At 54.1% G+C, this 20689-nt stretch carries 11 protein-coding genes; 9 read left to right on the top strand and 2 right to left on the bottom strand.

Annotation, left to right across the window (positions count from 1 at the left end):
- Positions 1-258: 258 nt before the first annotated feature.
- Together E9954_RS08240 and E9954_RS08235 are read right to left on the bottom strand one after the other, a co-directional pair.
- The gene (locus E9954_RS08240; RefSeq protein WP_136078721.1) at positions 259-2145 is read right to left on the bottom strand and encodes an alpha-L-fucosidase; all 1887 of its coding nucleotides are present in this window, start codon (positions 2143-2145) and stop codon (positions 259-261) included.
- A gap of 27 nt (positions 2146-2172) precedes the next feature.
- The gene (locus E9954_RS08235; RefSeq protein WP_168442083.1) at positions 2173-3900 is read right to left on the bottom strand and encodes a sulfatase; all 1728 of its coding nucleotides are present in this window, start codon (positions 3898-3900) and stop codon (positions 2173-2175) included.
- 307 nt (positions 3901-4207) lie between these two features.
- Between E9954_RS08235 and E9954_RS08230 the strand changes: the two genes are divergently transcribed.
- From E9954_RS08230 to E9954_RS08190, 9 genes are all read left to right on the top strand, one after another.
- Complete coding sequence (locus tag E9954_RS08230) at positions 4208-5566, top strand: sulfatase family protein (protein WP_136078719.1); 1359 nt, start codon at positions 4208-4210, stop codon at positions 5564-5566.
- A gap of 28 nt (positions 5567-5594) precedes the next feature.
- Positions 5595-7067, top strand: coding sequence for a glycosyl hydrolase (locus E9954_RS08225; RefSeq protein ID WP_136078718.1), 1473 nt, complete (start codon positions 5595-5597; stop codon positions 7065-7067).
- A gap of 32 nt (positions 7068-7099) precedes the next feature.
- Complete coding sequence (locus tag E9954_RS08220; RefSeq protein ID WP_136078717.1) at positions 7100-8545, top strand: sulfatase; 1446 nt, start codon at positions 7100-7102, stop codon at positions 8543-8545.
- Between the two features lie 142 nt (positions 8546-8687).
- Positions 8688-10094, top strand: a complete 1407-nt coding sequence (locus tag E9954_RS08215; protein ID WP_136078716.1) for a leucine-rich repeat domain-containing protein — start codon at positions 8688-8690, stop codon at positions 10092-10094.
- Positions 10091-11536 (top strand): sulfatase-like hydrolase/transferase, encoded by a 1446-nt coding sequence (locus E9954_RS08210; RefSeq protein ID WP_136078715.1) that lies wholly within the window; start codon positions 10091-10093, stop codon positions 11534-11536. The genes E9954_RS08215 and E9954_RS08210 overlap by 4 nt, the downstream gene beginning before the upstream one ends.
- Before the next feature lie 757 nt (positions 11537-12293).
- Positions 12294-13115 carry a PEP-CTERM sorting domain-containing protein gene (locus E9954_RS08205; protein ID WP_168442082.1) on the top strand — a complete coding sequence of 274 codons (822 nt, stop codon included), beginning with the start codon at positions 12294-12296 and terminating at the stop codon, positions 13113-13115.
- Between the two features lie 524 nt (positions 13116-13639).
- Positions 13640-16156: a PKD domain-containing protein gene (locus E9954_RS08200; protein WP_168442081.1), complete on the top strand. Its 2517-nt coding sequence runs from the start codon at positions 13640-13642 to the stop codon at positions 16154-16156.
- Between the two features lie 325 nt (positions 16157-16481).
- On the top strand, positions 16482-19781 hold the full coding sequence (locus tag E9954_RS08195; RefSeq protein WP_136078712.1) for a hypothetical protein: 3300 nt from the start codon (positions 16482-16484) through the stop codon (positions 19779-19781).
- The gene (locus tag E9954_RS08190) at positions 19781-20629 is read left to right on the top strand and encodes a glycoside hydrolase family 16 protein (protein WP_136078711.1); all 849 of its coding nucleotides are present in this window, start codon (positions 19781-19783) and stop codon (positions 20627-20629) included. Before E9954_RS08195 ends, E9954_RS08190 begins: the two co-directional genes overlap by 1 nt.
- Positions 20630-20689: the final 60 nt, after the last annotated feature.

Below are 20689 nucleotides of genomic sequence, written 5' to 3'. Positions count from 1 at the left end.
TCCACGGCAACCTCTGACTGCAGAAGTCGCCACCGTTTCTTCTGAGTGGTCCTTGCTCAGAAATGCTTGTAAAAGCGCATTTCCTCGAAAACGGACACGCTCAAATTGGGTTTGAGGCGTTCTATGCTTACTCCTTCGTTTTAAAGGCCAAGGCCTTTCGTTTTATCCGCCCGTTGTGCCTAATCATCACAAGCGGGCATTTTGATTTACAGTCTGCCCATCGGCATTTTGATATATTTTGAAAGAAACGCTTTCCTGTTATAGGTCCATTGTTTTTGGCGATTCGCTGGGTAAGGGACGTAATGTAATCGAGTGAAGGTTCATGAATTCGGAGCCTTCGATCTGGTCTGGTTTTATGGAGATTTCGAACGTGCCCTGTTTTAAATCGATCTTGCCAAGGGAAGACGTTTGCTCCCTGACACCGTCGACCGCCGGTCCGGACAGCGTTTGATCGCCGATGGTCGAAACAAAAGTGCCTCCTTCCGTCGTCTTCTTCCTGCTGGCGGAATAGGTTAGCAATACTTCAAACGAAGCGTCTTCATTCAATCGGACCGGCCAGATGACCCGATCGGAACTCTTTGACCAGTCGGTTACAAAATCTTCATGAATGTGCCCGGGGCCACACCGTAGGTTGCCGTCCAATCGAGCGTCAAACACGTGAAATTTATTGGATGTTTGATTGGATAGAAGGCGATCTGTGTCGACCGACATTTCTCCAGCGACCTCGACGGCGATGGTTGATACGCTGCTGTCGGGGGCTTCGGTCGGCACATGAATGACGGCATCCAGTTCGTTCAATCGTTCGACTTTCAGGGGCGACCGTGTTTTGTCGGCCAGCAGATATGCCTTGTCGATCTGCTCCGTTAAGCCCCCAACGGTCAATCGGCCGTCACTGGGCCAGTCGAACACGTGCAAATACAGAACCTGGCCCTTGCGTGTGGATTCTCCCCATGCCTGAAGCGGTAACGGAGAGCGCCCCGCTCCATGAATCGACTCCGCGTTGATGCTCATCCATTCCCCAATGCCGTTGAGGATGGCAACATCCTTGTCGTCGATCTTTCCGTCGCCTCGGGGGCCGACATTCATCAAGAGATTGCCGCCGCGTCCCACGCATTTAATGAGCACGCCGATAAAGTACGATGCAGGTTTATGCGTGTTGTCCATGCGATGATAGCCGTAGGATTCGTTTGTTGTCGGAATGGCCTCCCAATCACCTTCTCCCTGAGGACGAAATTCCGCCGGCTTGTCTTGTGTTGTCGCATAATCGCCCAGTCTTCTATCCTCATCGAAACCGGGGATTGAATTGATGACTCGGCTGTTTACGATCGCCGTCTGGTTTTCTTCTCGCAGGGCCTTAAGAACACGCACGTTTTCGGACGCGGGCGCCCAGAATGCCGTATCAAACCAGAACAGATCCGGATCATATTTCCGACTGAGCTCAAGCACCTGGGGGATCGCCTTTTCGTCCATATATTCCCGCACATTGGCGATATGCGCTTTGTACTTTTCCTTGCCGTGCCACCATCGGTCCCTCGGATGACCGAATTCCCAGTAGTTGTGCGTGCTTTTGGGATGGCTCCAATCCTGAGAGTGCGAATAATAGAAACCGAGCCGAACACCGTACTTGTCGCAGGCCGCCTTTAATTCCTTCATGGGATCGCGTTTAAACGGAGTTGCATCGACGATGTCGTAGTCGGAGCAATCCGAATCGTACATCGCGAATCCATCGTGATGTTTGGCGGTAATCACCAGATAGCGCATTCCGGCGTTATGGATGGTTCGAACCCATTCGTCGGCGTCGAAATCGACCGGATTGAACGGTTCGACGGCTTCTTTGCGATAGACCGCCATTGGAATCTCGAATTTTTTCATGATGTGTTCGGAGTAGCCCGGTGCCCGTTCACCTTTCCAGGCTCCGGCCAGCCGGGAATAGACACCCCAGTGAATAAAACAGCCGAAGCGGGCCTCGCGCCACCACTGCAGGCGTTCGTCGCGTGTTTCCATCGAGTCGCGCCACCATTGCATGTCGGGATGTTGCGGATGATACGGTTTCAGCGTGATCTCTTGAGATGTCGCCGCTGATGCCATCAGCGACAACGTCATAAGGGTCGTAATGCATATGTGTTTTAAGGGGGGATTCATCATTTTTCCTTTTTTGTGGTGGTTATGAAATTATTTCGCTGCGCCCTGGTCGCCTTCCCGGGCGGACAGCATGAGCTTTAACTGACGGCGGTGGTCGTTCAGTACGCCTTTGGAATCGGGATTGCCGGCAAGGTTTTCCCATCCGTGAGGATCCTCGATTTGATTGTAGAGTTCCTCCTGTCCGCTTTTGGTGCGGATGTATCGATATTTTTTGGAGCGGACCGAATAGTGGAAGTCCTCCTTCGTCATGCGCTGGATGAACGGCGTCCCGCCGGGGTGGGGCAGGCCGGAAATTTCCGACAAGGCAACCGCCGGCCCGGGCCAATTCGTGGATGCCGGATTCGCGAGCAGCGGGCGCAGGCTGGTTCCTTCCAAAGCGAAGTGTTCATCGTTGGCGTAGGGATCTTCGTGGATGGAGGCAAAATCGAGGAAGGTCGGGTAGAGATCAATCAGCGATACCGGCTTTTCGCAGGACTTGCCCTTGGCGACCCCGGGGCCTGCGGCGATCAACGGAATATTGCAGCTCTCTTCCCACAAGGTGTTCTTATGCATGTACTGCTTCTGGCCCATGTGGTAGCCGTTGTCGCTGGTGACAATCACGATGGTGTTTTCGGACAGCCCGCTCTCTTCGAGGGTGTCCAGCACCTTTCCGATCTGGTCGTCCACGAAGGCGACGTTGGCCAGGTAGGCCTGAATCCATTCTTTCCAGCGGTTTATGCCGTCGCCGTTGCAGTTGTCCTTGTTGGTGACGTGATCATATTTGATGAAGCCCCATGCCCGCCCCGGCGCATCCCGCAGCATATCGGTGGCAACATCGGCAAGGTCGTTGTCGGCGACTTCCGGCAGCTCGATGGTGTCGAGCGGGAACCTGTCAAAATATTTCTTCGGGGCATACATGGGCGTATGCGGGCGGTTCATGCCGAGTGAAATCATGAAGGGTTCCTTCACCTTGCCCTTCAGCAGGCCGTTGACCCACTCCGCATTCGCTTCATCCGGCATAAGGTCGCGGTCGTCGGGGCCGTTGTAATGAAACGGCTGGCAGAGTTTGCCGTCGCGGCGGTCGATATACCAACCCTTGGCGCCGGCCACGTTGTTGCCGGGATCGGCGGGGAATTCGGGAATGTCCGACAGCGGGGCATAGGCGGAGTCATGCGTGAACGTTCCGGGCAGATTGGGGTGGGGCGTGGACCAGCCCCAGTCCGACCGGCCCTTTTTGGATCCGTTCCATGGCCAGGGCCCCCAGTTGGCGACGGAGTGAAGGTGGTCGCTTCCGTCCGGCCAGGTGAAAGCATCCCGTTTGTCGGAGTGGTTGTGGAAGACTTTCCCCGCGCCATAGACGTGGTAGCCCCGTTCCTTCATGAAATCCATGTAGGTTACGGTGCGGTTTGCGTTCGGGAGTTTGTTCCAGGGAATGAATACAAATTCATTTACGCCGAGCGTATGCGGATACAGGCCGGTGGTCAGGCTGTAGCGCGACGGCGCGCAGAGGGGGGCGTTGGCCTGGGCGTTGACGAACGAGACGCCGCGCTGGGCGAGCCGGTCCATGTTAGGGGTTTGGGTCTGCGGATGGGCGTTGGGGCCGCGGACGAGGTTGTTCAAATCGTCGCAGATGATAAAAAGAAGGTTCATCGTTTTTTCGGTCGGCTCGCTGGATGCCTGCGCGGGGGCAAGGGGCAGGAGCAGGGCGAGGGCCGAGGCGGCACAGGCGATTCGCCGGGTTGCCCCCGGCGCGATGTGATGACTGTATTCAAATTTCATAAACATGATTCCTTTTCTGTGACTAACCCGGAATAGTGAAGGGGTGTATATTGTGAAAGTCGAATCCTGTCAATCTCTTATTGGATGGGGCATTCCCTGTTTTTGGAAAGGATTTCAGGACTTGGTTGTTGAGGTTTTTTGGGGAGGGCGGTATTTTTTTTAAAAAACTAGCTAACCCGGGCTATGAAGTGTATTTATTTTGGATTGAGTGGGGACGTTTCCGCTTGCCGGGATTGATCGAAAAGGGTACCGGGAACGGGGGCGCACCGATTTGTTGCAGATTTTTTTCGGGTTTGAAGGAGAGTAAATGACAATGACTAAAAAAGCGTTGCTTGTTTTTGCGGTGGCATTCGGGGTTTGTACTGGTTGGTGTGCCGAGTTGGCGGCCAAGCCCAATGTTCTCGTGATCTATATCGATGACATGGGCTGGGGGGACCTTGGGTGCTATGGGGGGGCGTTGGCTCCGACGCCGCGGATTGATTCGATTGCCGCGCAGGGTATTCGTTTTGATAACGGGTATGTTTCATCGCCGGTCTGCGGCCCGAGTCGGGTCGGCCTGTTGACGGGGCGTTATCCCCAGCACACGGGACATGATTCGAATACGACGGCCAAGAATCCAACGAGCAAGCTGGTTCTTACCGAAGTCACTATGGCGCAGCGGATGAAAGCCGGGGGATATGCCACCGGGATCATCGGTAAATGGCATTTGGGAGGCGGCGAGGCGTATCTGCCGCCGGCGCGTGGATTTGACTATGCCTATGGAACGATCAGCAATCCGGCCGAAAAAACGGACGGTTACCATATGTTCGAGGGTGGGGGGGCAGCGGACGATCCTGCGGAGTTCCCGCTTACCATGCCGGAATACCGCAAGCGGGCTCTGCAGTTTGTTGAAGATAACCGGGACAAGCCCTGGCTGCTCTATTTTTCGCCCAACTCGGTGCATGGTCCGTTGGTGGCCAGCGATAAATACTTGAAGGCCTTTGACCATCTCGACAACAAGCGCAAGGCCTATGCGGCTATGATTGCCGAACTGGATGACGCGGTCGGGGATCTGATGGATCGGTTGCGTTCGCTGGGGCTCGAAGAGAACACGCTTATTTTTGTTTTAAGCGATAACGGCGGTGCTTGCAAGGAAGCCGATATGGGCGGGTTGTCCGGGAAAAAATGGCTGCTGTGGGAAGGTGGAATACGCGTGCCGTTTATCGCGGCGTGGAAGGGGCGCATTCCGCCCGGCCGTGTCTCCTCGGAGCCGGTGGTTCAGCTGGATATTCTGCCCACGGCCCTGGCGGCCGCGGGTATGGAGAATAAACCGGAGTGGGGGCTCGATGGCGTGAACCTGCTGCCGATGCTGGAAGGGAAAAAGGCGCTGGATGAGCGTACCCTGTATTGGCGCTTTGGAACGCAATATGCGGTGCGGCACGGCGATTGGAAGATTGTCAGTGCCGCCTATGACGAACCGCCGCGACTCATCAATCTGGCCGATGATCCAGCTGAAGATCATGATCTGTCCGCGCAGCATCCCGAAAAAATGGAAGAACTGCAAAAGCAATGGGACCGTTGGAATGCAACCATGCCCCCGCCTCGCTGGAAGGACTTCCGATGGAACCGCCCAGGCGAGGAAAAGGATGCGAGTAAGTTTAAGCTGATCCGGAAAAAGAAGGATTAGAAGGTTTGTGCAACCGATTGGGTGGGTTATGTTTTTGAAAAAGTTTTTCAGGTGGCTTGTGGTCTTGGTGATCTGTTCTGGTGGTGTTTCCTCTGCCGCCATATTGCCGGTTGAGGTAAATACGCCGTGCGTCGGCAACGGCGTCTTCACCAATACTTGCGAGGGCGTTTTGCCGGTTTGCGGGATGAGCCTTTACGGAACCGGTTCGGCCATGCTGGGGGGGCGGCAGGCCGGCGTGGTTTATGCGCGTTTCTCGGAGCTTTCGGAGGGCAATGCACTTCGCGCAGGCACATACCGGCTGGAAATGTTCGTGGCTGGTGATGGATCCAGGAATTGGCCGGGTGCGCGGAACATGTTTGAGCTGGACGGCGGCTCCGGTTTTGCGTTGGGTTTTTTCACCCAGGTTGATTCCACGGGCGGGTCACCGGAGGAAAACGCCCGAATCACGTTAAACAACATGGTGGATTTCAATAATACACCGGGAGTGGCCGTTTCTGTTGAGCAGGGCGCGCTTTTCCGTCCGGGCCGGAACCAGAAGGTCCAGAAGGGAATGTGGCATACTGTTTCGGTCATCTGGGACATTGCGCCAAACTGCAGTTTGGTCGGGATGGATCCTTTTGTCGGACTCGGTTTCGAGGTGGAAAATGGAGCGATCTGGCTCGATGACGCGAAGCTGACCTATCATCCGCCTGGCCCGTTTGGCGGGGATGGAAAACAGGACGGTCCCCGGACCAGGAAGAGCCTGGCCAGAATACTGGGCGAGTATCCCGAGCTGAGTGCGCTGATGGGGGCGGAGTGGTATTATAATTGGGGAGCCTTTCCGGGGCCGGTCGCTCCTCCGAATATCGAGTTTGTGCCGATGATATGGGGCATTCCGGTGAAAAACGATGGTTCGGTCGATGCCGGCCTTCTTCGAAAAAACGTGAGCCGGACGCTTGCCGCGAATCCGGATTGCAAGGTGTTGCTCGGGTTCAATGAGCCGAATCACAAGTTCCAGTCGAACCGCACGCTGGAGCAGGTGCTGGATGCTTGGCCTATCCTGCAGGAAGCGGTTGCCGGAACCGATATCCGGTTGGGCAGTCCGGGGGAAGTAATGAGCGGGGACTGGATGAGGAGTTTTATGCGGGAGGCCGGCAAGCGCGGGTATCAGGTGGATATTCTCTGCGTGCACCAGCGCATTAATCTGAACAAAGGGGTCGGGGTGGATGCGGTGCTGAAGCGATTTAAGAAATGGCACGAGGAATTCGGGCTGCCTATCTGGATTACGGAGCTTGAGCTGATAGGAGACAACCTGACCGAAGATCGGGTTATCGCGTTCTGGGAGGAGTGGGCCGACCGGCTGGAGAATGACCCTTCAATGAAAGGTGTTATCGAACGCTATGCGATGGCCTATGCGCCGCCGGACACCGATATTGACTACAAGATTCCGGCCAGGCCCTACAGCTGGAAGGGTACGTTGACCGATTTTGGCCGCGCGTTTCAGCGGCTTCACCGGAAATAGATTTTTTTAAAAGATAATCAGGAGATTGTATTATGTCATTGTTTAATCGTGTCGGGTTGCATTGTGCATGGCTTGCCATGTTCTGTGGTTGTACTTTGGCGGCAGAGCGTGTTGCGGTAGATGGGAGGGCATCCAAACAGCCCAATATCCTGTTCCTGTGCGTGGATGACTTGCGCCCTGATATTGGAGCCTACGGTCGTTCCGATCTGGTTACCCCGAATATTGACCGCCTCGCCGCACGAGGAGCACGTTTTGACCGCGCCTATGTCTGCTATCCGTTATGTTCGCCATCGCGCGCCGGGGTGCTGACGGGGTTGCGCGTGGGGTTTGGCAAGCATAATGAGCAGATTCAGGCTCAGGATACCCTGCCCAGAACGCTGAAAAATGCCGGATATTACACGGCGGTAAACGGAAAGCTTTACCATGGCGGCGTAATTAAATCGGAAAAGGATGCCTGGGATGTTGCGGGAGAAAAATGGCATGACGGGATTCAGGATTGGTCAGATGATTTAGCCGCCAAGGTGGTGGCCCATGGAGGAAGGGCAGATGCCTGGGATCATCTGGTGGCGACAGGGCAGGGCTCGGGAGACCTTGTATGGGCCTCGATGGATGTGGACGATAATGCCCTTAATGATGGGAAAACCGCATCGAAAACCATCGAGCTGCTTCGGAACCGTCCCAAGGATAAGCCTTTTTTTATTGCCGCCGGCTTCGTGCGTCCGCACCTGCCATGGATTGCGCCGAAAAAATACTACGACCTCTATCCGGAAAGCGGCGAGGCATTGGCGTATATGCCGGACGGAGCTCCACGGGAGTTTACCCGCCTGCAAAAAAAATACATTCTCGGTAATAAGGCTTCTGTGACGGGCTGGAATGAGGGTGTGGATGATGAAACGGCGAGAGGGCTCATTCGCGGATATAGGGCAAGTACATCCTACGTAGATGCACAGATCGGGCGGGTTATTGAAGAGTTGAAGGCTCAGGGCATCGAAAACGACACGATCATTGTCATCTGGGGCGATCATGGCTGGCACCTGACCGATCATGGAATGTGGCGGAAAAACACACCCTACCATGTTGCGCTTCGTTGTCCGATGATTATTGTGGCCCCCGGGCGGGGAGTGTCCGGGCAGGTGGTGGGCAGCGTGGTCGAAACGGTCGATCTATATCCGACCCTGCTGGATCTTGCGGGCCTCCCGACCCCAGCCGCGGTAGACTTCGATGGAAAGAGCCTTGTCCCGTTGCTGGATAATACGCAAGCAGAGCTTGGGGGTGGTGTGGCGTATTATGCGGCCAAGAAAGGCTATGGCTTGGTTACAGAGCAGTACCGTTTCTTTATGTTGGATGGGTATGGAAAGGATTTGTTTGACCTTTCAGCCGATATTCACGAGTGGAATGACCTGGCTGATGATCCGGAATACGCGGGGCTTGTTGAGGAGTATACGAAGAAAACAAAAGCGGCCTGGAGCCTGCCGTAAGGGTGGCGTACGCTGGAGATATCCGCAAGCTTTTCAAAATGGGCTGAACCGATTTTCCAAACCTTGGAAACTGTTTTTCTAGGTTTGGAAAGCACAGCAAATGATATTTTCGTGGGGTCACTGATCCGAAAGGAGATGCTGAATGAAATATTGGATATTATCGATGGTGCTTCTAATGGGCGCTGCATCCTCTTCGGGCGTTGTAATCCTCATGGATTACAGTGATGGTGGTAGTGATGGATTTCACGATGTGGCGGTGCGTGATGGGGGCTTTGAGAATGTAGTCGACAGTGCCCTTCACGATGCTCGTACCTATGCCGAAATGCCCGATTGGGATAATCTGACGGGGCTTGATACAAAGACACTTGGTCGTACCAACCTGGCTTTATCAACGTATGGACCGCGCAATGCGGTCATCTCAGAGGGTCGTACGCCCGGTCAGAACATGGGCCATACAATCCAGAGCGGAGATATCTTTCAGGGCTCAATGATGTGGCGCGATTCCGGGAGTTGGGATGCAGATGATCAAATCAAGGTGATCCTTTTTTATACGAGCGACAATACACTAACCGGAGCCGCAACCGATCTCATCACCTGGAATTCCGGCCCGCGAACGGGTGTTGAGACGTGGGAGAAAAAGACCTTTCCGTCGACGGGCTTTGTCGACGCACTCGCAGTAGGAAAAACGTTAATGGTTCGCTTTGAAGTGGAGGCAGAGGATTTGCATTTTGCCCGTATGGATGATCTGTATCTAGAGGTCACTTCCAATGGAGAGCCGCAACCATCTGAATTGTTGCTGACTAACCTGATGCGGTCGGCTGGTACGGTGACCGTCGAGTGGAATCAACTGACCGACCGATATATCCTCGTTGCATCGGGTGTGTTGGACGGCATGCGGACGAATGGCTTAACAGTCGCTTCCGGAACGGTCCCAGCTCAGTCGGCCTCCTTCTCGTATGAGGCCGAAACAGGATTCTTTCAACTCATACGCAACATCGCTGCCCTTGAGAACATTATCAGCCCGGTATTGGTTTCGGCCGTCAAAGAGCAATCGACGGTGTTGGCACCTTCCAACAAGGTTTATGATGCCGAAGTGGAGTCGATCGTGAGTTTGCAACTGAGCGAATCCGCTTTTTCCATTGGTGAATTAACCTATTTTCCGCACCTTAAATCGCTGGATCTAAAAGGCGTTGGGCTCACAGGGTTAGGCTCACTATCCTCTCTTTCTTCGATACAGTGGCTTAATCTTTCATCGAATGCATTCGCCAGTGCTTCGCTGCCGGCTCTCCCTGCTCAAGTAGAGGCGCTACAGCTTGAGGCCAATCAGCTCACCGATCTTTCCATGATGGAGCCGCTGGTTCATCTTCGATGGCTCGATCTCGAAGATAACCAGCTCACCGATCTTTCATCCCTTGTTACCAATGCCGCAAACGGTGGGCTGGGAGATGGCGATGAGGTGTGGGTACGCGGCAATCCTCTCGGTGCAACGGCCTTGACGCAGATCTCAATATTGCAATCTACGTATAATGTGAAGGTGGTCTACGAATGAACGCGAATACACTGACACTAAGGCGCCGATCATTTCTCAGTAATCTGGGAGCACTCGCTCTTCCGCTTACGATCAATAAATTGTATGCGGCCAGCAATGTGCAGAAACCCAATGTGTTGTTTGTTTTGACGGATCAGTGGCGATACAGCGCATTCAGTCATGCGGATAATGGCGATGCGCTGGTAAAAACCCCCTGCATTGATCAGTTTGCCTCGGAGGGAACGCGATGGAGGCGATCCTATTCCACGACACCGGTATGCACACCGGAGCGCGCAACGCTGGTCACCGGCCGTTATGCCCATCAGCATGGTGCCATGCAGAATAATCGGATGCTCCCGCCTGGAAACCGGTGTCTGGCTGAAATTTTCCGGCAAGCGGGCTATGCTACGCACTATACCGGCAAGACGCATTATGATGGAGAGGGGCGTTATGACATCATCGATCCAGAAGGGAATACAGGATGGATTCCGGGTGACAGTGCTCGGGAATGGAGACGACGCGGATTCCAAACCTATCAAGGGTTTAATCGAGGTCATCAGTATATAACAACCAATCCGAGCGATGTGGCCATGTTCGATGATGATGGCCGTGTGATGACGGAGGTGCTGAATCGGTATGAACCAGAGTTTCAGCGGGAATTGGCCGAAGATTTTATTCGGGCTCATCGAACGCGGCCGTGGTTGTGCTATCTCTCATGGGGGCCTCCGCACACCCCCTACAATGAAGTCCCTTCCGCATATAAAACCTATACGGTTACCGCGGCAGATCGCCGATCCAATGTATCTGGAAATACAGGCGCATCCAATCTGGCGCTCTACTTTGCCCAATGCATGGCCCTTGATGATCAGTTTGGGCAACTGATGCAGTTTTTAGAAAACGAAGGGCTGAAAGATAATACACTCGTGGTCTTTACCTCCGATCATGGGGATATGCATTACTCCCATAATCTGACCGACAAATCGAAGCCGGAAGAGGAGTCTGTGCGCGTTCCTCTCATTATGCGATTGCCGGGAACAACCAAACCCGGACATGTGTCTGAGGTTCCGATAGGTGGAGTGGATGTCATGCCGACGTTGTTGGGCTTATGCGGACTTCCGGTTCCTAAAACCTGTGCCGGCGTTAATAAGGCAAATTCCGCACGCGGTTCCTCCATGCCGGAGATCGACTCGATCTACTGCGTTCACAACAAGCCTTGGAGAGCTGTTGTGACTGATCGTTATAAATTGATTCTTCGCGATAGCACCGCACCACTAACGATTAATTCAGTGAATGATCTCTATGACCTCGTGGCAGATCCGTATGAGTTAAACAATCTTAAAGATGACCCGGCCCATGCGACCATCAAGCAACAACTCTTTGATCGAATCCTTCAATGGATCAGCGAAACAGATGACCCTTATCCCGGGGCTGTAACACTATCGAAGTTCATGTACACAAATTAACGTCTGCTTCCATTGCTGTCGGGGCAGGGCGTTGACGGCACTGTACTGGGAACCCTTTTATGCCGTACTGCTCCGGCATGGGTAACATCGTTTTTGCGGTGGACCTCGCTTTGGGAAAAGGGGACGGCGACGACGTACTGGTCAACTGCCTGTTTCGGGCCTGCCATCGATGAAACAATCCGAAGCCGCCGACTGGACACTCTCCCGCCGGAAAGCTACTCGCGAACAATCGGCATAGACCCTGTCAATGGGATAATCGAAAAGATGCATACATTTGACTTCCGCAAGGGTGCGGGTAATTAACGGAAAAGTGCTGCACTGTCGAGCCGCCGACCGCCGCATTTTTCAACTGACGTTTACAATCCGAGCAAAACTGCATGATAAACGCGGAAGGTCAACACCTGTAATGTTCTCAAACAAATCATTACGCTTCTTTTTCATGATTTCTAAAAATAGCACCAAGATAGCCCGGGGTAACAGGCGTTAAATCTATATTTCATGGTCGGTGGTCGGCCCGGTTGGATGGTTATCCGGTCTGCAAACATTGACTCAAAGGACTTTTGCCGTGCCGACTAATTTATAGGACGGACACCTTTTCCGGGCGAGCTGGAGTCAATTGAGCGAAATAAAACTAAAACAAATGCTTGCTATCCCGGGATAGTACGGTATGGTGCTACCACAATCAAGAAAGAGACTAGCGCGATGGTGTGCTGGTTTTTTGTGTGTAGCAAAAAATAGAGAGAAAAGGAGAAGTGGTATGAATAAAAAAATGATGATCCTTATGGCCGTGATCAATGCGGTGGTACTTACCGCCGGAGCGTCGATCATCAGCGATAATTTTAATGATGGTGACGTTGGATCAAACCAATGGGGAGATGGTACCGGTTTTTACAAGTTTGATACGGGTACAAATTTGAAATATGTGGAATCCAGCGGTCAGCTTGATATCTATGACACCGCAACCGCAGCGAAAAGCGTCGGTATCCATTCGAAGGATAAATTCGACGCTCTGGCGGGTGAGGGTGTGACGGCTACGTTTGTAACGAAGGGGATTGGTTATTTAAATAAAGCCAATTACGCGTCATTTTTCCTAGGGAACGGTGCCCTGACGACTCCTGGCATGACGGGCGGTATAATGGTTATAGTGGACAATGATTACAAAGATGCTCAAGGCGAGCATAAGTATAAGATAATTGGTAAAGCTGGCGGTACTAAAGAATATCTCTTGAAGGATTGGACCAACACAAACCTTGACCTCAGCAAAAACTTCACACTTAGCCTTAGCATTAATCCAGATGGTAACAGCGGGCAAGGTAACTGGAACATAGATTGGTCGGGTACTGGCGCCGGGCATAATTCAACTGCCAACTTTAACGACGGCACTGGTTCGACTAAAAACACATTTTTCACTGGAGATGTCAGTGTCGGAACAGGTTATAGAACCGGAACTGACACCGGAGGAGACAGCACAAGAATCAAATTGGATTCTGTAACGGTTATCCCGGAACCGGCCGCCTTGGGATTGATTGGTGTGGCGGGGGGCGTGCTCCTGTTCTTCCGTCGTCGCTTGCAGAACTAATTCCTTTCGCGGTTTATATTAACGGTTTGCGGGCTGGTCGTTCCGCAAGCCGTTTTTTTTTGCACGTCAGGCATGACATGTAGCTGGGAGAAAGTTCCCGGCGGGCCGCGGAAGCTTCAAACGAATCCTGGACGGATCGAGCAGACCGCCGGAGGCACAGGCTCCGTAGCCAAAATGGCCAGGGAGTCCCGGGGAATTTAAAATCTAAACTCGGAAATACGTTGTCGAAGAGACTCGGGATAGATCTCTAAGGAACGCATAATGGCAAGAAGTGGGAATGGAAGAAACCAAGGAAATCCGCCGAAAAGGGAACGATTGCAGGGAAAAAAAAGACAAACTCAAAGCTTGATAACCCGGGATAGTTGGGTAGAATGTTTTGCGTCGATCTAAATAGGCTTCGCTTGGGCGAGATGTGGTTCCAGAATAAATGTATTCGCGCATAACGAGCTGTATTTCTTGTGATGAACCGAAGGTTTTTGAAAAACAGATGTTCAAACTCAATTAGTCATAGAAAGGAATTAAAAATGAAAAAAATGGCAATATTGGCAATCAGGACTTTGGCCGGCGCTTTCCGGTTCACGCATCGCCGGTGGCTGACCGCGTCGTTAATGCTCCTCCTTTGTGCGATGATGGAACCTGCCGAGGCTGCCCCAAGCAAGGGGTGGGTGAAAGTGCTGGGCATCCGCGTGAAATTCGCCGATTCCAACGACGCTCCCAGCCTTGGCACGATTATCAACAAGATCGAGCTGGCGAAGGGTAATTTCGAGCGGTTCTCTTACCGCGAGCTGAAGTTCAGCCAATATGACACGGTGGAGGTCACGTTACCGAACAATAAGGGCTCCTATACCGGCTCCACGCTCGCCACCGCCGCTGAGAACAAGGCCGGGGCTCAGGGGTACGATCCGGCCAACTATGGTATTGTCGTCTTCTTCCACGGCTCCCATTCCTCTGGAGACAAGTCGACTGTCGGCGGCAGCCGCGTCTGGCTGAAAGGCAACGGCGGTGCCATGATGCATGAATTCGGGCACTCCTTTGCTTGGTCGCATCAACAGCGGATGCAGCCGGACGCCACGAAAAATCCGCTATCGGGTACTGTGACCGATCCGGATGCCTGGCATTTCATGAAGACGGGCTCGATCGATCCGGAGCCGTTTGACAAGATAACGCGCGGCTGGATCACCGATTATTACAGTATCACAAGTGACGGCAGTTATACCAAGCGCCTCTACTCGTTCGACGATCCTGACATCAGCACCAATCTCACAAAGCGGGCGCTGCAGGTAAGGCGGAAGGATAGAGGCACCAGCACGGATTTCTGGATCGGATTCCGCTCGCGTCTCTGGGAGAACCAATACGTAAATAATCCCGATAACAACAAGGGCGATGGAATGAATCATGCCATGCGTCAAGGCCTGGTTTTCTATTGGGATCGCGGAGATGTCAACGATCCAAGCGACAGAACCGGGAGCACGGTCAGCCTCGATATGCATCCGGGGACATCGAAAGCATTCGATGACCAGGCTCTGCAGCCGGGAGAAACCTATGCCGACGATGTCGGACTGGTTTACATCACCAACCTCGGGCGGGGCGGCGATGCGCCCAACGAATACATCGATGTGCGGATCAACCGGGGCGACTTTAGCGGCAATGCGGCTCCGTCGCCGACATGGGATGTTCCGCTCTCCTGCAAGCCCGGCGTGCCCCTGTCCATCACCGTTGCGCCAAACGATCCGGATGGCGACGAAGTGGCCTGCATGTGGGAGACCAGCGACAAGCTCGAACCTTACAACACCAGTTCGAACGTCTTGACGAAAACCTGGGATGAACCCGGGATCTACACGGTTGAAGTTGTCGTATCGGACATGAAGGGCGGAACCGCGACCCTGAGCAAGGACGTCGCGGTTTCGGTGGATGGCTTAGTAAGCGTTCAGTGGACTGGGGGTGCGAGCGACGGTGCCGAATGGTACAGATCAGGGAACTGGGACGGCTCGCAGGTCAACTCTCCGATCACTGTGGTGGCCTTTAGTTCTGCCTTCACGGGAGACAACAATCCGTCCCTCAGCGGAACCAAAGACATGAACCAGATCCGTCTGGAAGAGAGCCTGACTCGGGATGTCACCATGGATCCCATCACCGGTACGCTGAACATTTACGAAGGAGGGATTAATCTTTCAAATACAACCCATAGCCTGACCATCGGCGGGGGTGGAGAGATTGTGTTGCAGTCCAACCAGGTGTGGCAGGTTTCGTCTCAGTCACAGTTGAGCATGGCAATGTCCGTTAACCTGAACGGCAAAGTCCTGACCCTCGCTCCGAGAGGTCCGATCTCTAATTCCGGATCCGTGTACGGTGACGGCTGGCTTGATGTGGATATCGCGGTTGATCCCGGAGCCCTCCCGGCTTCCGCCTGGGTGAGTCTGACCGGGACATACAGCGTGAGCAATGCCGGCACGCTGAGCGTGGAAAACATCGGAATTCCCTATGCGGCGGGGCAGGAATTCGCCGTTTTCGATCAGGCGCTCTCCGGAGGGGGCGACTGGAGCATCGAACCTGCCCAGCCGGCGCCAGGGCTGTACTGGGATAACTTGTTGGCCGTGAATGGTAAAATCGCCGTGCTGGATGAACCGCCCGCCTTTACTTATGAAAAGTGGGCTGCCGACCTGGATGTTGCGGATGCCGCCTTTGGGGACGACGCGAATGGCGATGGGGTCGCCAACGGACTGGCTTACCTTTACGGTGCGACAAACGGAATGGCGGATGCCTCCGGATTGGAGCCGACTTACAACGATGAGATCCCGGGCGAACTTGTTATCATCTACCGGCGCTGGGACGGCTCCATAGGCTCCGTCGAAGCGGGCGTAGAGTTTGCAACGGGCCTCAGGTACGGGGGTTGGACTCTTGTGACGAACGGCCTCAGCGGAACAACGATCGAGGTTGATGATGACTTCTTCGGAACCGGAGTTGACCGTGTTCGCGTTGGCATTTCGGACGAACACGCGCCTGGCGGAGCTCTCTTTGGGCGCCTGCGAGCATGGCAGTAGGTTCCTGAATCAGGCTGAAGGGCGATTCCAATTGCCCTTCAGCAAATGAATCGGAACCGACTCAATGAAGCCAGCATCCAAGGCGGCTGCTTTGTCGATTCTTGATTCAGGATCTTCAACGCAGTCGCGTTTATCAAAAACCGGCCTTCGATCCCGGGCGAAAACCTCCGGGAGCAGAAGGCGCCGAAGGGTTGGGAAAACGCCTGTTCGCATCGCCTTGGCGTCCGCTAAGGATTTACTGTTATGAAAAGCAAAAGAGATGTGGTTTGGGCTGCTGCGGGAGTATTGAGGTCGTCGATCATATTTGAGAGTTAGTGGGAAAAACATGACCGAGAAGAAAAAAGTATGGGTGGGTGACTGTGAGTTGTACTCGTCCGACGCAAAAGTGAATGGTGGATACACCGAACTCGATGGGGAGCAGTTCTACCGTATCCGGAACCACGACCGGATGGCTCCGTTTTTCATCAGCGTCGTCAGCGATTCCAACCACTGGATGTTCATCTCCAGCAACGGTGCGCTTACCTGCGGTCGGCGCAATCCCGAAAGTGCGCTGTTCCCATACTATACCGAGGACCAGGTGCAGGACGCGGCGGAACAGACCGGCTCCAAGACCGTCGTCCTGGTGGAAGGCGAGGCGGGCGAAAACCTGTGGGAGCCGTTTTCCAGCCGCTATGACGGGGTCTATGACGTCGAACGCAACATCTATAAGAATGTGCCGGGAAATAAGCTGGTCTTCGAGGAGGTCAACCGCACGTTAAAGCTTTCGTTCAGCTATGTGTGGATGTCGAGTGACCGCTTCGGCTTTGTGCGCAAGGCCACGCTGGCGAATCTTGGCGGGGCGCCGGTCCGCTGCCGCTTTGTCGATGGCCTGCAAAACCTGCTGCCGGCGAACGTTGATCGCAATATGCAGAATGTATATAGCACGCTGGTCGATGCCTACAAAAAGAGCGAACTGCTGCCTGAGAGCGGCATCGGCATCTATGCGCTCAGTTCGGTGCCGGTCGACCGCGCCGAACCCAGTGAGTCGCTCACCGCCAACACCGTTTGGTCGATGGGGCTGGACCAGCCGGTCTGCTTGCTCAGCACGGGCCAACTGGAACGTTTCCGCCGAGGAGAAACCATCGAGCAGGAGACGGATATGCGCGGCGTGCGCGGAGCCTATTTTGTGCAGTCGCAAGTTGAACTGCCCGCCAGCGACAGCAAGGAATGGGTTATCGTGGCCGAGGTCGATCAGGATGCCTGCGATATTGCCGCGCTTGAGCTTAAACGGCCCGATGCGGACGAGCTGCTGGCCGATGTGGAGCAGGGCACGGAAAACCTGTGCTCGATCGTTGCCGCGGCCGACGGCATCCAGACGGGCGGAAACCCGCTTCAGACCGCGCGCCATTTTGCCAATACGCTCTTCAACGTCATGCGCGGCGGCATTTTCGACAACGGCTACTCGGTCAGCAAAACCGACTTGCTTGACTTCATCTCTTCGGCCAACGGACTCGTTGCGGAAAAGCTGACGCTCGACGCGTTGCCGGATACCTTCCAATATCAGGAAGGACTCACTTTTTTCCGGGGGCTGGGCCATCCCGAGATGGAGCGGCTCTATCTGGAATATATGCCGCTGACCTTCAGCCGTCGCCACGGCGATCCAAGCCGTCCGTGGAACCAGTTTTCGATCGAAACGCGCAACCCGGACGGTTCGAAGAAGCTGTCCTACGAGGGCAACTGGCGCGATATTTTCCAGAACTGGGAAGCGCTGGGCATTTCCTACCCCGGATTTTTCGAAAGCATAATCAGCAAGTTTGTCAACGCATCCACGGCCGACGGCTACAATCCCTACCGCATCACACGCGACGGCATGGACTGGGAAGTGCATGACCCCAATGATCCGTGGTCCTATATCGGCTACTGGGGCGACCACCAGATCATCTACCTGCTCAAGCTGCTCGAACAATCCGAGGCGTACCATCCCGGCAACCTGAAGGAGATGCTCTCTAAGGAAATCTATGTCTATGCGAATGTGCCGTACAGCATAAAATCCTACGATTCGCTGCTGGCCGACCCGTGCGAAAGCATCGAGTTCGACCATGATGCCCATGCCGCGATTCTGGCGCTGAGTAAAACCATCGGCTCCGACGGCAAGCTGGTTTATTTAAAGGGAGATGGCATCTACCGCGTCAACCTGACCGAGAAACTGCTTGTGCCTTTGCTGGCCAAGCTCTCGAACTTTATTCCGGAAGCCGGTATCTGGATGAATACCCAGCGGCCGGAATGGAACGACGCCAACAATGCGCTGGTCGGATACGGGGTTTCGATGGTGACGCTTTGCTACATGCGCCGCTATCTCGATTTCTGCATCAAACTTTTCGACGGTTGCGGGCAGGAAGATTTTGCGGTTTCGACCGAAGTGGAACAGCAGTTCCGTGCCATGTTTGCCGCCTTGCAGCGGCACGCCGGCCTGCTGCCGAACGGCTTTTCCGCCGCGCCGCGCCGCGAGGTGCTCGATCTTTTGGGCGGCGCTGGCGACCACTACCGCAAAGCGATATACAATGACGGGTTCTCGGGACAAAAAACGAGCTTGCCGGTTGCGGATATTGTCGCATTCATGAAGCTTTCGCTGGCCTATATGGATCAGACCATTGCGGTCAATCGGCGCGATGACGGGCTGTACCATGCCTACAACCTGATGAAGGTGGAAGCGGATGGCGGGATATCGGTTCGCCATCTCTACGAAATGCTGGAAGGGCAGGTGGCCGTGCTCTCTTCCGGTAAACTGGATGCTGAGGAAAGCCTCGATGTGCTCAAGGCGCTGCGGACCAGCTCGCTCTACCGGGAAGACCAGCATAGCTATATCCTCTATCCCAATCGCACGCTGCAGCGCTTCATGGAAAAGAACTGCATCCCGGATGCCGAAGAGGCCTGTCCGGGCATTGCCAAACTCGACAGCAACGGTGTGCTGCATTTCAATCCGGAATTCCGCAATGCGGCCATGCTGGATGAGGAGCTTAAGAAGGCAGGGATGTCAGGAAAGGACCGCGATAAATGGCTCGAAACCTATGAACAGGTTTTTGACCATCAGTCGTTCACCGGCCGCTCCGGAACATTCTTTAAATACGAAGGGCTGGGCTCGATCTACTGGCACATGGTTTCGAAACTGCTGCTTGCTGTTCAGGAAACCTGCATCAGGGCCAAAGGAAGCACCCATATCGAGCCTCTGCTGGATTGTTACTATGACATCCGGCAGGGCATCGGCGCCTACAAGAGCGTGCAGGAACAGGGGGCGTTCCCGACCGATCCCTATTCGCATACGCCGTCCATGATGGGTGCTCAGCAGCCCGGCCTTACGGGCCAAGTGAAGGAGGACTTTATCTCCCGTCTGACAGAGCTGGGCGTCCGCGTCGAAAACGGCTGTCTGGGCTTCGATCCATTCCTTTCAAGCGAGAGCGATGTTTGCTTCACGTTTTGCACCGTCCCCGTTGAAATTCGTGAGGGTGATACGGATCGTATCTGCGTAAAGCGCGCCACGGGCGAGACGATTGAAGTGGATGGTCTTGTGCTTAACCAATCTGTAAGCTCGGAAATCTTCACCCGCACCGGAGCCATTGAAAAGCTCAATGTTGAGGTCCGGGTATAATGAAGCGGCTCATGTGGCTGTTGGCCGTTGCAGTGACCGGCTGCCAGGCATCCGTACGCTATCCGGCTGCGAACCTCGCCGACGATAGTTATCAGGCGGGAGAGCAATGGCAGCTGGTTTGGGCCGACGAATTTGATAAAGCTGAGCTGAATGACGCCAACTGGAGCAGGCGGGTTGCAAAGGCCGGACGCTTTAACGCAGAATGGCAGCGCTATACGGACGATGAAAGCAATGCTTATATCGACAACGGCTGCCTAGTGATAAAGGCGATCCATGAAGGAGAAAGCCACGGCGAGAACAGATACACCTCGGCGCGCCTGGAAACTGCGCAAAAGCAGTCTTGGCGCTATGGCAAGGTGGCCGCGCGCATACAACTTCCGTATGGACAAGGGATATGGCCGGCGTTTTGGATGGTGGGTATCAACGGTAAACGTCATGGCGGCGATACACGTTGGCCGTTTTGCGGTGAGATCGATATAATGGAACTCTGGGGTTCAAAAGACGATGGCGCGGTTGAAGCCACCATCCATTATGCAGACCGCAATTCGAAACACGCGTGGATACATCCTCAGACGTTTAAATTGCCAGCCGGCAGGTTTGCCGATGCCTTTCATGTATTTGAAATCGAGTGGGATGAGCAACAGATTCGCTGGATGGTTGATGGTCAGCTGTACGCCACCCAACCGATCACTGCGGATGAGTTCGGAGAATTTCATCAGGAGTTTTTCATCTTGTTGAATATTGCTGTGGGGGGAAAAGATCCTGACTTTCGTCCGGATGAAAGAAGCGTTTTTCCACAATATATGTATGTTGACTGGGTGCGGGTTTACCAGCAGGGCAAAAGTTAAGGTCACGTCTTGAATTCGTGGAAATCTGCAAGGATTAAGATGACAATGTTAAAAATCGCG

Source organism: Pontiella desulfatans (genome assembly GCF_900890425.1).
GTDB lineage: Bacteria > Verrucomicrobiota > Kiritimatiellia > Kiritimatiellales > Pontiellaceae > Pontiella > Pontiella desulfatans.
This window is presented reverse-complemented; position numbering and strand designations above follow the sequence as displayed.